Genomic DNA, 19,257 nt, shown 5'->3' with positions numbered 1-19,257 from the left:
AGGTAGTTTTAAAAATTGGAAAGCAGATAATGACGAATTCATTATCTGCTTTTTATTGTGTGAATAATTGTCGTTCTCTTTTTATTCTTATAGTTCTTAGTACGATTCCAATTCCGAGAAATAAAACAGTAGCAGCGACCCCGCTAATAGGATTTAACCAAAAATCACTACTGTTTGTAAGGGTAATAATCCCTGTTAGGGTAACTAAAACAGTAGGAACAGCATCCTCAATCGCATGCATGATAACGCATGGCCAGACGGATTTTGTAAGTCTATATATTTCAACATACATAATTGACCAACAAACCATAAGGATACAGCCAGATAAAAGCATATTTAATCTTGAGATAGATTCAAAATATTCATTTGGCAAAAAGACTATATAATATACAGCATGCCAAAGTGCCCAAATGAAACCAGAAATAATATAAATGTACCAATCGTTTAGATTTAGTTCAATCAACTTTGGAGTTAAATAACCGCGCCAAGAAAACTCTTCAAAAATGTTTTTAATAAAGTTACCAATAGAAGACATGACTATGAGTGACAATAACGTGGATATATCAAAACTAGAAATATGAGCTACTCCAAAAATGAGCGATATGCTTATCGTTATTACTGTAACGAATGGATAAATAAGTAGTGCAGTGAAATACCATATAAAGTTTCCTTTCAAATTTGATTTGATGCCAAAATCATTCCAATCTCGGCTAATAACTCTAAGTAAAATGCTTACGAGGAAAGGTAATATTAGCCATAATCCCATACCTAAAGTGTTTCCTTCAGGTTGATTTGTTAGAAGAGAATCTAGAAATACCCCAATCCATCCACTGGCCAAAACAGTGAATACAAAAATAAGTAAATATAACTTTAGTGATTTCTTTTTCGCGACATTCATTTGAAGAGCCTCCTTTACTTTTATTTATCCTACTATTTATGGGCAGTAAAACGCCCATTGATTAAATTCTTTAATTTTTACAATGTTTTTTAATAGATAAATTAAATAGGAGACAAATAGAAAGTAGTATCTTTTGCATGCATCATTATACTATATGTGTATTTGTGTGATTTAGATGTTGCATATTCTTTTTAAATTAGAAAGATGAAAAGTAAGTTTTTTCGGAAAATTTAAATAGAAACTATTGACTTTATGATTGGATTTTTAATACAATGATACTTCGACTGAAAAATTAGAACGGACAGGAGGGAATCGTCGAAATGAGCAACATATTTGAAGATGAGTTACAAAAAATGAAGGATACTTTACATATGATGGATGAGCAATTGGATAAGCTTGAAAAAATCCCAGTTTATTATGGAGAAGATTTTAAAGAGCAAATTCTTGAAAGTATGAGGGAGTCTAATAGACAAAACTTACGTATTGGTGTGCAAGAGCCGTACTTTGGAAGGTTAGATTTTCAGGAAGATGGAAAAGAAGAAGTTATGCCGATTTATATCGGAAAAGTAGGGGTTTAGGATATGGACACGATGAAGCCAATCATTATCGATTGGCGGGCACCTGTCGCAAGTATGTTTTATTCATTTACCGGTGGAGACGAATTAGCATTTTATCAATCACCAGATGGGTTAGTAGAAGGTGATGTGTATTTAAAACGAAACATTTCCATTCGAAAAAGAGAACTTGAACGTGTTGTTGATACATATGTAAAAGGAAATGAAGATGTATCGCATGCCGATGAAATTCTTCTATATCGATTAGGTGAGAATAAAGATAATAAGCTAAAGGATATTGTTTCAACGATTCAATCGGAACAAAATGATATTATTCGAGCGGAAAGAAATTTACCATTACTTATTCAAGGGGTTGCAGGGAGTGGAAAGACAACAATTGCTTTACATCGCCTTGCTTTTTTAATTTATGAATATCGTGAACAACTAGAAGCAGAAAGAATGATCGTATTTGCGCCGAATAGTCTGTTTTTAGACTATATTTCGAGTGTACTTCCTGAATTAGGTGTAGGGAATATTAATCAAACAACGTTTCCGGATTGGGCATTACGTACGTTAGATGATTCAGTGAAACTAAACCAGACAGAAGAAAAATTGAAAGAAGCATTTTCAATTAATCGTGATGAAAAGAAGGTAATGCTAGGTAAATTAAAGGGTACGTTGGAATTTAAGGCGTTTATTGAAGAGAGAATGATCCAATTTGAAAATGAGTTAGTTCCGACAAAAGATTTTGAGGCGTGGGATAGAGCGATTATTCCAGTAGAAGATATTAAAAAATGGATGCAAGTTGAATATAAACATTATCCTTTACAGAAAAGAAGAGAACGATTAGTAGGACGAATGAAGCGCTGGATTGAAATTGAGCTTAAAAAATTCGGGGAAACAAACGAGAAAAAATTACTTAAAAAAGAAGCGACTAAGAGACTGAACGCATATATGAAGTTTTGGCCGAAAATGAGTGCTCTTTCACTGTATAGTTCAATAGTAAAAAGTAAAGAAATACTTGAGGTATTACCTGAAGAACTTGTTAAAGAAACAGAAAAGAGTTGTCGTAAAAAAGAAGTGTATGTAGAAGATTTACCAGCTTTAATATACATACATCATCGTATAACAGGGATTGAAATCGGGCAGAAGTTTCATCACGTTGTTATTGATGAAGCGCAAGATTTTTCGCCTTTCCAAGTTTATGTATTAAAAGAAATTACATTAGGTAATTCTTTCACTATATTAGGTGATTTATCGCAAGCGATTTATGATTACCAAGGAATTGAAGATTGGAATGCTTTTAAGGAAGTATTCCAAGAAACCGGTTATTATGAATTGACAAGAAGTTATCGTTCTACAAAAGAAATTATTGAATTTGCAAATGAAATAATTAAAAATGCAGAAATCCCAGTAGGACTCGCAACACCAGTCTTCCGCAGTGGAGAAGATGTGAAAGTAATTCATGCAGAAAATCAATTTACTGAAATTGTGAAGACGGTAAAACATTTGCAAAATGCAGATGTGAAAACAATTGCGGTAATCGGAAGAACAGAAGATGAATGCCGTGATATATATGTGAAATTAACAAATGCAGGATTAACGGTCAACGTAATTGAAGCAAACCAAAGTAAATATGAAGGTGGTATATCAGTAGTACCTGTCTATTTAGCGAAAGGTTTAGAATTTGATGCGGTGCTTTTAATTGATGTGGATGAAGAACATTACAAAAACACAAAACATGATGCAAAATTACTATATGTCGGATGTACGAGATCACTTCATGACTTATGGATTTTCCATAGTGGGGAAGCGTCACCTTTAATTAAAGGATTAAAATAAAGTGGAACTATAATCAGTGGGGAGTTTTACTGCAAGCTAATGTGGGATAAATATAAAAAGAGGATTTTCTAGTACAGTATGAAGATCCTCTTTTTTATATTAAAATGGTAGACGAATTAATGACTTGAGCTATTGTTTAAATGATATACGATGCTTTTTTCTAATTCCTTAGTTTGTTCTTTTTCCCATGTACGAACAGCATCTACTGGAGTTTGTGTATGTTTTAACCAATCTAGAATAAGGTGTAGTTGTTCTTGTATTTGACCAATGTTTTGCTCCTTTATGTTCTTATTCTGAATTCTATTAGTTAATTGAAGCATATAGGGAAGTTTTTCTATACATTCGCTTAAATCTCCGCAATAACCTGAAGGGAATTCATGTGTACCAAATTTTAAAGTATTGATGTGATTAGAAACTAGGTATATCATGGCTTCTTGTTCGGTATCACCACCTAATTCAATCGCTTTTCGAAGGGATTTTTCTAAATCGTCTTCTTTATTGCTAGAGTCCATATAAATTCCTATCCATCTAAAAGGCCTTGAATCAAATGGGGTGTTTTCTGTCCATCTATATAGAATGTCAATTAGAAAACTATTTAGTGAGAAAGTTAACACCTCATCTTTTTCGTTTGATGCATCTAAAATAGTAAACAGTGAAATGGCAAACTCCTCTTGATCTTTTGATTCCCATTTCTTTGCATTTGTAATAAATGTCTCTAAATGTTTATAAGCTAATTTTCGAAGTCCCGCTTCGCAATGCTGACAGTAACAAATAAAATCATGCAATGTTCATTTGTATTCATATGTATAATAATAGTTTGTAATGTAGTGAGAGGTTTATCGATTATAAGTCCCCAATCTATTAAGAACGTGTTGAAAATTTAGTGTTATTATATCATTACATAAATTAAAGTGGGAAGAATTTAAGATGGATTTTATTGGTCGCGGGATCCAATTGATTGGTAATGTAGCAGTTCTAACAGGACTCATTATAGACTTTGAAGATGAAACGTAAAAAAAGTTATTATGTTTACCTGGATATTAAGGTAATGAAATATTGGTATTTATTTAATTTTTAGAAAACATAGACTACAACGTTAATAAATGGTATGATTTCCTTGTTATTGGAATTAAAATGAAAATATTAGAAGAAAAAGGATAGGGTTGGTTTTAATGGGGGATTCTGATCACAAAGAAACAAAGGCAATATTAAAGTTATGGTTTATTTATATACCACTTGCATTTGGAGAGTTTGTCTTTTCGAATATCATAGATTATTTAAAAAAATAAAGATTTTGCATTTGAAAAACAATTAACCTAATTTAATTGTTTTTTTATTTTTCTCTAATAAACCAAACAAAAATAAAGATTTTGAACAAGATGAAGTTTATGAAGGAAATAACGTTGATTAGGTGCTGAAAACAGTGTGAAATCAACAGTGCCTAAAGAATAAAACAGGAATCATTCAACCATGGTAATTCGCCATTTTTATAGCTTCCTATAGTGAAATGTTATGTTCACATCATATGTATACGATATTTGTAACTTAATATAGCATTACTGGAACTTCAAAATTAGTAGTTAAGGTTGCTACCTTTTAGAGTGCTATAGATATATAACTTAGCTAAAAAAGCAAAAATCATATAATTTGCGCTTTTTATTATCCGTTTTTTGGTAAATGATTATAGTTTTTGTCACATTAATACTGTACGATACATAGTATAAAACACATACTGTATGACATATAGTAATGGGAATGAGGTGAGTGAATGGATACTTTATTAAACTCGTTAATTACTGAGTTAAGAAGAGGGACATTAACGTTAGCTGTTTTAAGTCAATTAAGAACGCCGCAGTACGGATATTCACTTGTCCAGTTATTGGAGCAATCAGGGGTTACGATTGATCAAAGTACTTTATATCCACTACTTCGCCGATTAGAAAAGCAGGAGTTAGTGACGAGTAGTTGGGATAAAACAGAGAGTAGACCTCGTAAGTATTATGTTTTAAGTGAATATGGATTAGAGATATTTTTACAATTGAAAAAGCAGTGGGTAAAGGATTCGAAAGAACTTTATAACTTATTAAAGGAGGAGGACGAAAATGAGTTTGATTGATATGTATGTCCATGAAGTTGCGAAGAGATTGCCTGAACAAAATCGTGAAGATATTACACTTGAACTACGGTCAACAATAGAGGATATGTTACCAGACGATTATAATGAGGAAGATGTGAAGAGTATACTCGAAAAATTGGGAAGTCCAGTTTCATTGGCTAATGGGTACTTGGATAGACCAATGCATTTAATTGGACCACGTTATTTTGATGTATATACGACGCTATTAAAAATGATTATACCAATTGCAGCTGTTATTGGGCTCATTTCAATGGTTGCAGAAAATTTTATAGGCTATAATGGTGATCAAGCGGTATTAAATGTTATTTTACAATTGATAGGTAAAGGTATAGGGGAAATTTTTGAAGTGGGTCTCCATGTATTTTTCTGGTTAACACTTGTATTTGCTATTTTAGAAAGAACTGATAAAGAAAAGGATCCACACCCATTAACAACAAGCTTAAAAAAATGGACACCAGATGACTTGAAAAATGTTTCGTATATCCCGAAGAAAAAGGCGATTTCAAAGTTTGAAATTTTTGGAGGTTTAATGTGGACAGCAATATGGGCTACACTTTACTTTTATGCGAATCATCTTGTAGGCGTATATCATGGTATAGAAAACGGATTGAAGTTTGTCGCGCCAACGTTTAATCAAGATGTTTTGCTTCAATACTGGCCCCTAATTTTGGTTATGATCGTTTTCGAAGTAGCTATATCACTTTATAAGTTAGTACAGGGACAATGGACGAAAAGGTTGGCAATTGGAAATGCTATTCTTCAAGTAGTCGGAACAATCATATTCATTGTAATTGTAGTAAATCCACATTTATTAAACGCAGGATTTATTACGTATTTGGCAAATGCATTTACTATTTCCCCAGAGGAGTTTAAAACGTGGCTCATTGGGGGAGGAATTTTCTTCTACATGTTATCTGCTGCAATAAATATACTTGATGGTTTCCGAAAAGCTAGTATTCGTATGTAGATAAAAATCGGAAATTTCGATAAAATAAAACTATTGAAAAGATAGTGAAATAAGATGAACATGATGAAAGGAAGAAAACAATGATAAGGGAAGCAACGAAAAGAGATTTAGCATTCATTTTAGATATTTATAACGATGCGATACTTTATACAACAGCTGTATATGCGTATAAACCTGTAACCCTTGAAAATAGAATAGATTGGTATGAACAAAAAAAGGCTGAAGGGTATCCAATTTTCGTATATGAATTAGATAATAAAGTAGTAGGATTTGCGACATTCGGCCCATTTAGAGCGTGGCCTGCTTATAAATATTCAGTTGAACATTCTGTGTATGTAGATAAGGCATATAGAAAAAATGGCATTGGGTCTGCATTAATGAAAGAATTAATCAAAATTGCAAAGGAAAGAGAGTATATGACCTTAATTGCTGGAATTGATGCAGAGAATGAGAAAAGTATTGCCTTGCATCAAAACTATGGATTTATTCATGCAGGAACAATAAAAAAAGCTGGTTATAAGTTTAATAAATGGCTAGATTTAGCTTTTTATCAGCTGGAACTTAACGGTCCTGAAAATCCTATAGAAGAATAAATATTTTTCGGTAGCAAGAAAAAATTCATGCTACCTTTTTCTTATTTTAATAGCTAATGAAAAGTTTTTTTACATTCAATGTTGAAATATTAGAAGTTAATATAACGATATAAAAAGAGGGATGGAAATGGAAACTGTTATAAATAAAATAAAAGAGGTACAATCTAATTATGTGGGAATGGCAATTTATTCTACAAAAGATAATCGGATAGTTGCTTCATATAATAATGAATTAAATATTCCGTTAGCATCAGCAGAAAAATTAGTCATTGGATTTGTAGTAACGCAAATGGTGAAGGAAAATAAACATAATTGGAATGATATACTTCATCACATTAAATTTAATCCGCATGAAGATAGTGCGCAGTTATATCCGCATTTACAAGGAAGAACTTCTTTAACACTTAGTCAAGCGGTAGAGGTAATGATTGCTTGTCATGATAGTTGCGTTGCACAGCCAGTTGTAATGCACTGTGGTGGATGGGATGCTGTGAAAATGTACGCACAAACGTACTTTTCAAAAATTTATATACAAGAGAATGCTAGAGATGAGAAAAATGTTGGAGAATTAAGTGAAGTTCTTGCCCTTTTCATACAAACCTTTCAAGGTTATAAATCAGAACCAGAATTATGGGAACCAATTATTAGCGGCATGGTAAGACAGCAAGGAGAGTATGAAGAAATCCCATATTATCATTTAGCTCATATGACAGGTGGATTACTCACAGCTACAATAAATATTGGTATTATAGGAATGTTTAACGAATTTCCGCTTCTTTATGTGATGGGGGGGAAAGATTTACCGAATCGACGTGAAAATAAAGAGGTAGATGAAGCTTTTGCAGTAGTTTTAAAATATATATACAAAGAATATAGTGAAAGCATGCTAGGAGTGAGCGATTGAAAAGAAACTTAAAGACTTCAACAATCATTATTTTAATTTTAACGATTATTGCTCTTGAAGTTGGAATTGCACTATATGATCACAATTTGTCATTAGATACAATTTACTTTGCAGCGATCCTTATTTGTATTGTATTGCTTTTTGGCACACGTGTTTCTGGAGAGAAAGAAAATACATCGAAACGAGGACGAAGAAAAAAAGCTGTTATATTTTGGCCATCTATTTTATTGTCTATCGCTTGTTTTGCAGTTATAAGTTACATAAGGGTAGGCTATGTCTCTGTACCAGGGATAATTGGCTTTTCATGCTTTGTTACATATGGTGGATTCGTTTTGATTAGTATTTTAAAGGGGAAAAATAAAATGTAGCTTACTAAGTTGAAAGGAAGCAATGTATATGAAACATATAGAGAACGGTACACGTATTGAAGGAGAATACATTAAAAATAAAGTTATTCAATATAATATGTCCATCTTAACAGATGAAGTAAAACAGCCGATGGAAGAAGTAAGCCTCGTAGTAAAAAATGAAGAAGGAAAAATTTTTGGTGGCGTAACAGGTACGATGTATTTTTATCATCTTCATATCGACTTTTTATGGGTTGACGAATCAGTTCGTCATGACGGTTATGGCAGCCAACTTTTACATGAAATTGAAGGGATTGCAAAGGAAAAAGGGTGTAGATTAATATTGCTAGATTCATTTAGTTTCCAAGCACCAGAATTTTATAAAAAGCACGGTTACAGGGAGTATGGTGTCGTTGAAGATCATCCGAAAGGTCATAGTCAGCACTTTTTTGAAAAGAGATTATAATAATATTATGTATACTGATTGATAGGAGAACGAATATGTACACGTATAAATTGCAACAAGAACAACCAATCTGTGCAGAAAAAATAAAAAAACTTTATGATTCTGTCGGTTGGTGGCCAGAAAGAAAAGAAGTCGATATTGAAAAAATGTTAAAGAATAGTATAGCAATTGGAGTATGAAAAGAAAACGAATTAATTGGATTTGCTAGAGTCGTTTCTGATGGTATTTTTCGAGCATACATTGAAGATGTTGTCGTACATGAGAGTGTAAGAAATAAAGGTATTGGAGAGAAGATGCTTACAATATTACTTCGAGAAATATCTCATATTCATATTGTTAGTCTATTTTGCGGAGAGAAGCTAATAAAGTTTTACGGTGAGCAGCAATTTCAAGCAACGAAGCAAATTGTGATGCATCGTAATCAACAGGGAAAGAATAAGAGGTGCCAATTAAAATGAATGCAACAAGAGCGTACTGTTTATCGAAAAGAAAAGCGACAGAAGATTCTCCAGATGGTTGGAGTGCAACATGTATGAGGCTTAATAATAAAATATTTGCGATAGTAAATCATGAAGAAGGCGAAAAAGCTGCGATTACATTGAAGTGTGATCCAGAAGTCGCATTAAGAATAAGAGAAGATTATCCAGAAACCATTATTCCAGGGTATCATATGAATAAAAAACATTGGAATACTGTTTATATTCATAAGGATATAGAGCAGGAGCAAATTAATAAAATGATTGATTGGTCGTATGATTTAGTACTACAATCATTTTCAAAGAAAAAGCAACAGGAGTTAATGGATTAATATGTATTAGGAGTGTGTGTAATGAAAGATTCGATTAAAGATACGTATGATAAATTAGCGAGTACATATAAAGAAAATCTAGATTTCGCAAATCCATATAACAGTTATTATGAAAGACCGGCGATGATGGAGCTTATTCCAAAGGAACTAGAAGGAAAAAAGATACTAGATGCTGGATGTGCAGCTGGATGGTATACTTCTCAATTCATAAAAAGAGGAGCAAATGTTACAGCAATTGATGTAAGTCCTGAAATGGTAAAAGCAGCAAAAGAAAATATAGGAGAAGAAGCAACGTTCCTTTGTCATGATCTGCAAGAAACATTGCCATTTAAAGATAATACATATGATGTGATTGTAAGTTCATTAACTCTTCATTATATAGAAAATTGGAATCAAGTATTTCAAGAATTTCGTCGTGTATTGAAGCCAGGTGGAGAACTTATATATTCTATTCATCATCCTTTTATGGATTTCACAAAGTTTCCATGTGAAAATTATTTTGAAAAACAGTTATTAATAGATACTTGGGTTAAACCGAATATTACTATTGAAGTCAAGTTTTTTAGAAGATCATTACAAGACATACTAAATAAAACTACAAATTATTTTGTATTAGAAGAGATAGTAGAACCGAAGGCAATTGAAAAAATGAAAGAAGTAGACGAAAAATCATATTATTATCTAAATACGAATCCACATTTTCTTATCATTAAAGCAACTAATAAATAGCTAGTAAAATAACTTTGTTTTACTAGCTATTTACAGTTTTACATTACATATTAGGGAACTTTAAAATGAATACGAAACGAAATAGAGTAGTATATGCACTATTTACTATAGTTGTTATTATTTTAGGTCTTAGCTCAAGAAAGTTTTCTTTTGCACTACCACATCTATTAAATGATTACTTAGGCGATGCTTTATGGGCATTAATGATTTTCACTGGCTTTGGATTTTTGTTTCCTAAAACAGAGACGAAGAAGTTGGCTTTTATTAGTTTAATGTTTTGCTACGGGATTGAAGCGAGCCAATTGTATCATGCGGAATGGATAGATAGCATGCGTGCAACGACTTTGGGCGGACTCGTGTTGGGATACGGTTTTTTGTGGAGTGATTTGGTGGCTTATACAATTGGTGTTGTTGTTGGCATACTTTGTGAGTTTATGTTACGGAGGAAATAATCGATTTTAAAAAGGAGCCCTTTATGAAAAAAATAATATTAATTGGTTCTGGTGGTTCAGGAAAATCTACATTAGCAAGGCAGTTAGGAAATAAATTAAATATTAAGGTGCATCATCTTGATGCATTATTTTGGAAACCGAATTGGGAAGGTGTTCCGAGAGAAGAACAAATAACAGTTCAAAATAACTTAATTAAAGATGAGAAATGGATTATTGATGGGAATTACGGCGGGACGATGGGTATAAGACTGAATGCAGCTGATACAATTATCTTCCTTGATATTCATAGAACAATTTGTGTTTATAGGGCTTTTAAAAGAATTGTAAAATACCGAAATAAAACAAGACCAGATATGGGCGCAGGATGTGAAGAAAGATTTGATTTGCAATTTTTTAAATGGATATGGGAATATCCTAATGCTAAACGACCTACAATTTTAAAAGAGTTAGAGCAATTGCCGGAAGAGAAAAAGGTTATTGTTTTAAAATCTCCAAATGAGGTTCGGAAATTTTTAGAGCACATATAATTATAGAATGTAACACAAAAATTCTTTGTAAATCTTACCGATTAGTTTAATAAAACTAATCGTTTTTTATTATGAAAAATTTAACGCTTTTTGAAATTTGTATTTTGTAATGAATATATGACTTTAATTTCATATAAAATGAACGTTTGGAGGAATAGAAAATGACTAACGATTTAATTCAACTAATCGATTCATTAATGGTCAATATTCCAGCTGGAGAGGTAGTATTAAGAGATGATCGAATAAAAAAAGAATGGCTAGTACAAATTCAACCATTTCTTCTTGCAAAGTATGCTGTAACAATGGAACTATATGATGCTATTACAAATAGTACATTAAATAATTTTGATAAAAATCATAAACCAGTTGTCAATATTTCATGGAACGATGCCATTGCGTTTTGTAATGTACTTTCAAAAAAAGCGGGATTAAAAGAATATTATTCTATTAGTGATGGTGGTCAAATTGTGAAATGTAATTTAGATTCAAATGGCTACCGATTACCATCTGAGGCGGAGTGGCAATATGCATGTAAAGCAAGTACAACCGGATATACATACGGGAAACTTCATGATATAGCGTGGTATAATGAAAATTCAAATGGAGAGATTCATGACGTTGGCCAAAAAGAACCGAATGCATGGGGACTTTATGATATGCTAGGGAACGTTTGGGAATGGTGTTATGATTTGTATGATGAAACAGTGTATGGATCATACCGCATTTTTCGTGGTGGTAGTTGGGCTGAAACAGCGAGAGGGTGCGGCGCTACTTGTCGTCGTCGAAGCCATCCTACATTTCATATAGATGATCTCGGTTTTAGACTTGCTAGGTCAATTTAGTAGGAACATGATACGAACAGCTAGGAAAAGAGTATGGAGAGAATCCGTACTCTTGCCAACATAGAAATGATTTAACGTAAGGAGTGTTTATTATGGCGCGTGTTTTATTTATTAATGCTGGATCAGAAGGACATATAAATCCAACTTTACAAGTTGTAGATGAATTGATTTCTCGTGGTGAAGAGGTCGTTTATTTTTCAATAGAAGCTTTCAGGGAGCGGATTGAGAAGACAGGTGCTACTGTACGAACGATTGATGATCAAAAATTTATAAAAGCGTTTCTATCTGGAGGCAGAAATTATTTACAGGAAAGAATAAATGGCCTTCTACATACAGCAGATATTGTAATACCTAGCGTTTTAGAACAAATTGAAGGTGAACATTTTGATTACATAATTCATGATTCTATGTTTGGCTGTGGCCATTTAATTGCTCAAATCCTTAAACTTCCAGCCATAAATTCATGCACATCTTTTGCGCAGGATGAAAAATCCTTTGAGCAAATGTTAGGTCATCTATCAAAAAATATCCCAGTAGAAATTTATGATAAAATACAGAATGATTTTCAAAACTTAACGAAGGGAATTGCTGAAAAATATGGTGTTGAAATAAAATCATCGTATGAAGTTTTCTGTAATCCTGCACCCCTGACTATTGTATATACAATTAAGGAGTTCCAGCCTTTTGGTGATACGTTTGATGAAATATATAAATTTGTAGGACCATCTATCTCTGCACAAATGAAAAACAGAGACGTTGATTTTACTTCAATTGAAGAAAAAAGTCCGATTTATATTTCATTAGGTACTGTTTTTAATGAAGCGATTGACTTTTATAAACTGTGTATGAAGGCCTTTGAGAATAGTGAGCATACAATTGTTATGTCTATTGGTAGTAAAACAAAAATAAGTGATCTAGGCGAAATTCCTAAAAACTTCATTGTGAAAAACTATGTACCCCAAACTGAGCTGCTTACATATACGAAACTATTTATTACACACGGCGGGATGAACAGTGCGCATGAAGGACTGTATAACGGGGTTCCGCTCGTTGTAATACCGCAAAGTGCAGATCAGCCAGTAGTCGCAAAGCAAGTGGAGAGTCTTGGAGCAGGAATAAAATTACAAATGCAAGGATTAACTGCGGATCAACTAAGTGAAAGTGTAGAAATGGTATTAAATAATCCGTCATTTAAAGAAGTTGCTTTGAATTTGAAGAAATCTTTCCAAAAATCAGGTGGATATAAGGAAGCTGTTGATGAAATTTTTATATTTGTAGGTCAGTGAAAAAATGAAATTATACATTAGAAAAGCATCTAAATAGGATGCTTTTTATTTAACTTTATAATTCTTATTTTTAATATCTAGTATGGTTAAAACTAAGGCACTGAGAGATATAAGTATAAGAATAAAAGTTAACCAGTTAAATGTATTGTCAATTATGAAGTAAAGATGATAGATAAATATATTCAAATTTTATTTTACAATGTTAGGACTTAGTTTTACATGTTAGTAATAATTTCACTGTTTCTGCACAACTTCTGCACATACTCAGGTAATTTCTATGTCATGATATATTCATAAAGTGAAATATTTCACAAGAAAAATATAATTTCACTGCGGTGTATGCATAATTAACACATACATCGGTACAAGTTTGTCTCTTGTTATTCTTTTACATCAAAGCCCACATTCCACTACAAAGTATAACAAGAAGGAGACATGAACATGAATAATCGATTTTTAAAACAACTACAAAATATGAAAATGAACAAAAAAAGTTTAGGAGCTGTAGCATTAACAGCTGGAATTATTAGTACGACACTTATTCCTCAAAATGCTTATGCGCACGGTTTTGTTGAAAAGCCCGGTAGCCGATCCGCTTTATGTAGTTCAACTTATGGTGCGCTAAATGTAAACTGTGGAAGTGTTATGTATGAACCACAAAGTTTAGAAGCTCCAAAAGGTTTCCCACAAGGTGGTCCAGTAGATGGACAAATTGCTTCAGCAGGCGGAAAATTTGGTGGTATTTTAGATCAACAAACAGCAAATCGTTGGTTTAAAAATACAATCACTGGTGGGGAAAATACATTTACTTGGAAGTATACTGCGCCTCACTTAACGAGTAAGTGGCATTACTATATTACTAAAAAAGGATGGAATCCAAATAAAGCGCTAACAAGAGCAGATTTTGAACCAATTGGAACTGTACAACATGATGGTTCTGCAGCTTCAAATAATTTAACTCATAAAATCAATGTACCTACTGATCGTAGTGGATATCATGTGATTTTAGCAGTATGGGATGTAGCTGATACAGCAAATGCATTCTATAATGTAATTGATGTTAATCTTATTAATGATGTGAAACCAGACATAGAAGCGCCAAGTATTCCAAATGGACTTCAGACGCAAAAAGTAACAGCAAATAGTGTAGAACTAACATGGAACGCTTCTACGGATAATGTAGGGGTAAAAGGATATCAAATCTTCCGTAACGGAGAGATGATTGATACAGTAATAGGCACTCATTTTATTGATAAGAAATTACAACCAAGCACAGAATACTCTTATACTGTAAAAGCAATTGACGCAGCTGGCAATGTATCGAAGGAAAGTACAGCGCTTACAGTAAAAACAACAGTTGAGATTCCTGATACAGAAGCACCAACACAACCAAAAGGATTACATAGTATGGGAACGACAGCGTCAAGTGTGGATTTAATGTGGAGTCCATCTGACGATAATATTGGTGTAGACCATTACGATATTTATAGAGAAACAGAAGGATCAATGAAAAAGATTGCAACATCCAATACAGCTTCTTATATGGATAAAAATCTGCTCGCTAATACTACTTATAAATATGTAGTAAAAGCTGTTGATGTAGCTGGAAATGAATCCGTACAGAGTGATATATTCACAATTACTACAAAAACCGAAAGCGCTTCATATGAAGCGTGGGATGCAAAAAAAGCATATAAAAAGGGAGATAGAGTTCTACACGAAGGAAAAGTATATGAAGCAGTCCAGAGTTATCAAGGAAATGGTGATCCGAACTGGATTTATGCATTATCATTATGGAAAACAGTGTAAGCTTTACCTAGATATGAACTAAGAGATGATGGGCTTTGATTTCAAAAGAGAATCTTGAGAATTCACTTTTCTATTTATAAAAAAGGGTAGTGTATGAATACATAAGATTCATATACTACCCTTTTTATTATGATAACATTTTCGTCATAAGTATATGCGGAATGCCATCTTCCATAAATATATCAGAAGAAGTTTCATAACCTAATTTTTTATAAAATCCTTCAGCTTGTGTTTGCCCGTGTAGTTTCACTTTTGTAGCTTGTTCGTTACGAGCAATTTCTTCTAACGTTTGAATGATGACTTTACCTAATCCGTATGTACGATAATCTTTTAAAATGCAAATACGTTCTAATTTTCCGACGCCATCAACAAATCGTATACGCCCTGTACCTACAGGAAGCTCATGATAATAAACTAAAATATGTTTACATTGCTCTCCGATTTCATCGAATGTATCGAATTCATCTGTAAGAGGAACACCTTGTTCTTTTACAAATACTTCTTTTCGAATATGAAAGGCAGTTTCTAAATCAGTAAGTTCTGTTATAAGTTTGGATTGCAAAATGTTCAGTCCTTTCTAGTGTAATCTGTTTGCGTTTTCCTAGTATATCATAATAAAGCACTATTAAGAGAAGAAGAACATACTAAAAAGCCAACTTTAAAAAGTTAGCTTTTATTACAATTTCTTTATCCCATTTTTAGTACCAATAATTGCTGTACTCGTCATACTTATAAACAACCCTGTTTCAACTACACCAGTAATCATTTTTAATTGGGTGTGTAAATGGACAGGATTAGAAATATGATTAGGGAATATACAATCGATAATCATGTTATTGTTATCGGTTATATAGGTTTCATTGTTTTTCAAACGTAATGTTGTTTGACATCCTAAAGACTGAATTTTATTTTCGGTTTGTTTCCATGAAAAAGGGATGATTTCAATAGGTAATGGAAAAGTACCTAAATGTGTTACAAGTTTCGATTCATCAGCAATGATAATTAGTTTTTTAGAGGAAGAGGCAACGATTTTTTCACGAAGTAATGCACCGCCACCGCCTTTTATAAGTTGTAAATTTGAATCAATTTCATCCGCTCCATCAATTGTAAGATCAAGACTTTGTACGTCGTTTAACGAAATTAGGGGGATATTTAGTTGCTGTGCTAATGCTTCAGTTTCCTTTGATGTTGGTACAGCTTGAAATGATAATCCTTCTTTTACACGCTCACCTAATTTTTGTATTGTCCAATATACAGTAGAACCTGTACCAAGCCCAATTTTCATGCCATCGTTTACAAAGTTAGCAGCATATTCGCCAGCGAGCTGTTTTAAATTCATCGCTTTACTCCGCCGGACGTGGCCCAGCATCAAGACCTGAATTTTCAACTGTAAGTACCGGACGAACGACTATATCTTTATGTACACGCATTTGACAAGATAATCGTAAATGATCTTCAATTCCTTTTTCCGTCATTGCATGTTTCTCATTCGCACTCGCTTCACAGAAATCACCTGCTAGTATTTCTACTCTACAAGTTGTGCAACGTGCATTCCCGCCGCAACGATGAAGAATGTTGACACCGCTATCTTCAATTGCTAATACTAACTTTGTTCCTTCTTTCACATCAAAAGTTCCCGCACCTTCAATTGTTAATTTTGGCAAATTTGTTCCTCCTCACGTAAAATTGTACATAACATATTTATGACCGCGAATTATTGAACATAAACATTATTTTTTTATATCCCCGTAACTTTTTTTAATGTTGAATCGTTTATTAAGTAAGCGCTGAAAAGGAGTGGTTATTTTGTGCACAAAAGTAACTCATGTTTTAAAGAACCATATCGATATGAATCATTCAAATATAAACTTTTTAATTGAACAATATGGAGAGTTAAAAAGATACTGTACTTTTTTAACGAAAAACAAATGGGATGGGGAAGATCTCGCCCAAGAAACAGTGTGTAAAGTGCTTCAAAAATATAGAAATAAAGATATTTGTATGACACTCGTCTATAAAATAGCAAGAAATCGTTGGTTAGATCAGATAAAGTCTAAGTCTGTTCATGAAAAAATAAGAGAACAAATCACTTTTGAAGAACCACATGAGAACATTGCAGATTTGCATGAAATGGTAGGGAAAGTATTGTCTTCATTAAATGTACAGCAATCCGCAATTTTATTATTAAAAGATGTTTTTCAATATAGTATCGCTGATATTGCTAAAGTGTGTTCTGTATCAGAAGGTGCAGTAAAGGCTTCTTTATTTCGAAGTAGAAATAGGCTGAAAACTGTAAGTGAAGAAGGGATTGAGATAGTCGAATTCACAGAGGATATTGAAGTTGTTGTAACATCTATTCGTGAGGAAAGACCAGAATTGTTAACGAAACTTCTTCCGACAATAGATTTTACTAAGTTACCATCTAAACAGCCAGTGTTATTATTTAATGTGAAAAACCCTTCTTCCTACAGTTGTATGCTTTGCGCAGCATAACAAGTATTGGAGGAATTTAAAATGAATACAATTCCATATGTAGTAGAACAAACAAAATTAGGAGAACGTTCCTATGATATATATTCAAGGTTATTAAAAGACCGCATTATTATTATCGGCTCAGAAATTAACGATCAAGTAGCGAGTAGTGTCGTAGCGCAATTATTATTTTTAGAAGCAGAAGATGCAGAAAAAGATATATATTTATACATCAATAGCCCAGGAGGTTCAACGACAGCAGGTTTTGCAATATTAGATACGATGAATTTAATTAAACCAGATGTGCAAACGCTATGCATGGGCTTTGCGGCATCATTCGGTGCATTGTTATTATTATCAGGAGCAAAAGGAAAACGGTTTGCGCTCCCTAACAGTGAAATTATGATTCATCAGCCGCTTGGTGGTGCACAAGGGCAAGCAACAGAAATTGAAATAACTGCGAAAAGAATATTAAAGTTAAAGCATGATATTAATAAAATGATTGCAGAAAAAACAGGCCAACCGATTGAAAGAGTAGCACATGATACAGAAAGAGATTATTTTATGACTGCAGAAGAAGCGAAGGCATATGGGATTGTAGATGACGTTGTTACGAAAAAATAAGATGAAAAAGGCTAGAGGATATGTTAATTCTCTAGCCTTTTTATTAATCCTTTACCCATTCATCAACTAATGCTTGATTTTTTTTAATCCATTTTCGCGCAGCCTCTTCAGGATCTTTTGTTTTATTTAACATGACCATTAACGTACCGAGCTGTTCATCGTTCATTTTCCATTTATCAAAGTATTTTATAACATCTGGGTGATCTTTTTCGAAACCTTTACGAACGGAGTAATAAATGTCATCTTTTTCACCATATACTTTCTTAGGGTCTTTTAAATATTTTAAGTCAAATTCTGAAAAACCCCAATGCGGATTCCAAAGCGTAACAGCGATTGGTTTCTTTTTTGTATATGCTTTCTTTAGTTCACTCATCATCGCAGCTTCAGAAGATTGGACAAGTTTTAGTTTTATATCATATTCTTTCATTGCTTTATTCGTTAAATTCATAAGACTACTACCGGGTTCGATACCGACAATTTTATTATCTAGTTCATTTTTATGAGCATTTAAATCTTCGATACTGTTTATGTTTTTCATATAAGAAGGGACGACTAAACCTAGTCCAGTACCTTCGTACCATTTTGATTTTAAGACAATATCATCTTTATAACGATCGTTTAGCGGTTTATCTGTAACTGGTAGCCATACTTCTACATTCGCATCAACATCGCCACGAGCGACACCAGTCCAAATTGCGGCTTTTTCTAAATACATGAGCTCAACTTTGTAGCCTTTTTCTTCTAATAAAACTTTCCACATGTTTGCAGTTGCAATATTTTCTTTCCAACTTGTTACACCAAGTTTAATTTTTCCTTTCGAATTTGCATTTGTTGCATTACATGAAGTGAAAATCATAGTAATAAATAATGCAAGGCATATAAACCAAATTTTCTTTCGCATCGAAAACCTCCTAAGTAACGTTTGCCTTATAAAATAAGTGTATAAGTAAGCATTCTTATTATGAACGGAAACGAGAATTTTAAAGAAATCTTATGAATG

Annotated in this window: 20 protein-coding genes and 3 pseudogenes; 17 read left to right on the top strand and 6 right to left on the bottom strand. The window is 32.9% G+C overall.

All coding sequences use genetic code 11. The features are described from left to right. Positions 1-52 precede the first annotated feature (52 nt). Complete coding sequence (locus tag BC_RS14065) at positions 53-898, bottom strand: CPBP family glutamic-type intramembrane protease (RefSeq protein WP_001099768.1); 846 nt, start codon at positions 896-898, stop codon at positions 53-55. A gap of 320 nt (positions 899-1,218) precedes the next feature. Here BC_RS14065 and BC_RS14060 point away from each other — a divergent pair. Next, positions 1,219-3,294 (top strand): annotated as a pseudogene (locus BC_RS14060) (HelD family protein). 116 nt (positions 3,295-3,410) lie between these two features. On the opposite strand, the pseudogene BC_RS14055 reads toward BC_RS14060, so the two are convergent. After that, positions 3,411-4,096, bottom strand: a pseudogene (locus tag BC_RS14055) (hypothetical protein). Between the two features lie 966 nt (positions 4,097-5,062). Between BC_RS14055 and BC_RS14050 the strand changes: the two are divergent. From BC_RS14050 to BC_RS13985, 14 genes and pseudogenes are all read left to right on the top strand, one after another. Next, complete coding sequence (locus BC_RS14050) at positions 5,063-5,410, top strand: PadR family transcriptional regulator (RefSeq protein ID WP_000380304.1); 348 nt, start codon at positions 5,063-5,065, stop codon at positions 5,408-5,410. Continuing rightward, positions 5,397-6,398 carry an HAAS signaling domain-containing protein gene (locus BC_RS14045; protein ID WP_000052351.1) on the top strand — a complete coding sequence of 334 codons (1,002 nt, stop codon included), beginning with the start codon at positions 5,397-5,399 and terminating at the stop codon, positions 6,396-6,398. Before BC_RS14050 ends, BC_RS14045 begins: the two co-directional genes overlap by 14 nt. Before the next feature lie 80 nt (positions 6,399-6,478). Next, positions 6,479-6,991: a GNAT family N-acetyltransferase gene (locus BC_RS14040; protein WP_000617516.1), complete on the top strand. Its 513-nt coding sequence runs from the start codon at positions 6,479-6,481 to the stop codon at positions 6,989-6,991. Between the two features lie 127 nt (positions 6,992-7,118). Further along, the gene (locus BC_RS14035; protein ID WP_000450748.1) at positions 7,119-7,895 is read left to right on the top strand and encodes a serine hydrolase; all 777 of its coding nucleotides are present in this window, start codon (positions 7,119-7,121) and stop codon (positions 7,893-7,895) included. Beyond that, positions 7,892-8,263, top strand: coding sequence for a hypothetical protein (locus tag BC_RS14030; protein WP_000827995.1), 372 nt, complete (start codon positions 7,892-7,894; stop codon positions 8,261-8,263). The genes BC_RS14035 and BC_RS14030 overlap by 4 nt, the downstream gene beginning before the upstream one ends. A gap of 28 nt (positions 8,264-8,291) precedes the next feature. Beyond that, entirely contained in the window at positions 8,292-8,708 is a 417-nt protein-coding gene (locus tag BC_RS14025) for a GNAT family N-acetyltransferase (protein WP_000680410.1), read from the top strand. A gap of 35 nt (positions 8,709-8,743) precedes the next feature. Then, positions 8,744-9,166 (top strand): annotated as a pseudogene (locus BC_RS14020) (GNAT family N-acetyltransferase). Beyond that, the gene (locus BC_RS14015) at positions 9,163-9,516 is read left to right on the top strand and encodes an MmcQ/YjbR family DNA-binding protein (protein WP_000994620.1); all 354 of its coding nucleotides are present in this window, start codon (positions 9,163-9,165) and stop codon (positions 9,514-9,516) included. Before BC_RS14020 ends, BC_RS14015 begins: the two are co-directional and overlap by 4 nt. Before the next feature lie 21 nt (positions 9,517-9,537). Next, positions 9,538-10,245 carry a class I SAM-dependent methyltransferase gene (locus BC_RS14010; protein ID WP_000655263.1) on the top strand — a complete coding sequence of 236 codons (708 nt, stop codon included), beginning with the start codon at positions 9,538-9,540 and terminating at the stop codon, positions 10,243-10,245. 65 nt (positions 10,246-10,310) lie between these two features. Further along, positions 10,311-10,697, top strand: coding sequence for a DUF2809 domain-containing protein (locus tag BC_RS14005; RefSeq protein WP_001093464.1), 387 nt, complete (start codon positions 10,311-10,313; stop codon positions 10,695-10,697). Between the two features lie 23 nt (positions 10,698-10,720). Further along, positions 10,721-11,224: a DNA topology modulation protein gene (locus tag BC_RS14000; protein ID WP_000720561.1), complete on the top strand. Its 504-nt coding sequence runs from the start codon at positions 10,721-10,723 to the stop codon at positions 11,222-11,224. A 161-nt stretch (positions 11,225-11,385) separates the two neighbouring features. Next, the gene (locus BC_RS13995; protein WP_000180345.1) at positions 11,386-12,066 is read left to right on the top strand and encodes a formylglycine-generating enzyme family protein; all 681 of its coding nucleotides are present in this window, start codon (positions 11,386-11,388) and stop codon (positions 12,064-12,066) included. Between the two features lie 92 nt (positions 12,067-12,158). Beyond that, the gene (locus BC_RS13990; protein WP_000124880.1) at positions 12,159-13,352 is read left to right on the top strand and encodes a macrolide family glycosyltransferase; all 1,194 of its coding nucleotides are present in this window, start codon (positions 12,159-12,161) and stop codon (positions 13,350-13,352) included. Positions 13,353-13,793: 441 nt separating this feature from the next. Further along, positions 13,794-15,161, top strand: coding sequence for a lytic polysaccharide monooxygenase (locus BC_RS13985; RefSeq protein WP_001065157.1), 1,368 nt, complete (start codon positions 13,794-13,796; stop codon positions 15,159-15,161). 127 nt (positions 15,162-15,288) lie between these two features. Here the strand turns inward: BC_RS13985 and BC_RS13980 are convergent, their stop codons facing one another. The 3 genes from BC_RS13980 to BC_RS13970 all read right to left on the bottom strand — a co-directional run bounded on the left by BC_RS13980 (position 15,289) and on the right by BC_RS13970 (position 16,825). Continuing rightward, positions 15,289-15,723 (bottom strand): GNAT family N-acetyltransferase, encoded by a 435-nt coding sequence (locus tag BC_RS13980; protein WP_001190882.1) that lies wholly within the window; start codon positions 15,721-15,723, stop codon positions 15,289-15,291. Positions 15,724-15,837: 114 nt separating this feature from the next. Beyond that, positions 15,838-16,500, bottom strand: a complete 663-nt coding sequence (gene rpiA / locus BC_RS13975; protein WP_001049992.1) for a ribose 5-phosphate isomerase A — start codon at positions 16,498-16,500, stop codon at positions 15,838-15,840. 4 nt (positions 16,501-16,504) lie between these two features. Next, positions 16,505-16,825: a 2Fe-2S iron-sulfur cluster-binding protein gene (locus tag BC_RS13970; RefSeq protein WP_001125388.1), complete on the bottom strand. Its 321-nt coding sequence runs from the start codon at positions 16,823-16,825 to the stop codon at positions 16,505-16,507. 142 nt (positions 16,826-16,967) lie between these two features. Between BC_RS13970 and BC_RS13965 the strand changes: the two genes are divergently transcribed. Beyond that, the gene (locus BC_RS13965) at positions 16,968-17,654 is read left to right on the top strand and encodes an RNA polymerase subunit sigma-70 (protein WP_000337509.1); all 687 of its coding nucleotides are present in this window, start codon (positions 16,968-16,970) and stop codon (positions 17,652-17,654) included. A 21-nt stretch (positions 17,655-17,675) separates the two neighbouring features. Beyond that, positions 17,676-18,257, top strand: a complete 582-nt coding sequence (gene clpP, locus BC_RS13960) for an ATP-dependent Clp endopeptidase proteolytic subunit ClpP (protein ID WP_001092372.1) — start codon at positions 17,676-17,678, stop codon at positions 18,255-18,257. 43 nt (positions 18,258-18,300) lie between these two features. Here the strand turns inward: clpP and BC_RS13955 are convergent, their stop codons facing one another. Beyond that, positions 18,301-19,158, bottom strand: coding sequence for a glycine betaine ABC transporter substrate-binding protein (locus BC_RS13955; RefSeq protein WP_001227629.1), 858 nt, complete (start codon positions 19,156-19,158; stop codon positions 18,301-18,303). Positions 19,159-19,257: the final 99 nt, after the last annotated feature.

This window comes from Bacillus cereus ATCC 14579 (genome assembly GCF_000007825.1).
GTDB lineage: Bacteria > Bacillota > Bacilli > Bacillales > Bacillaceae_G > Bacillus_A > Bacillus_A cereus.
The sequence above is the reverse complement of the archived record's forward strand: the minus strand, read 5'-3'. Positions and strand labels throughout refer to the sequence as shown.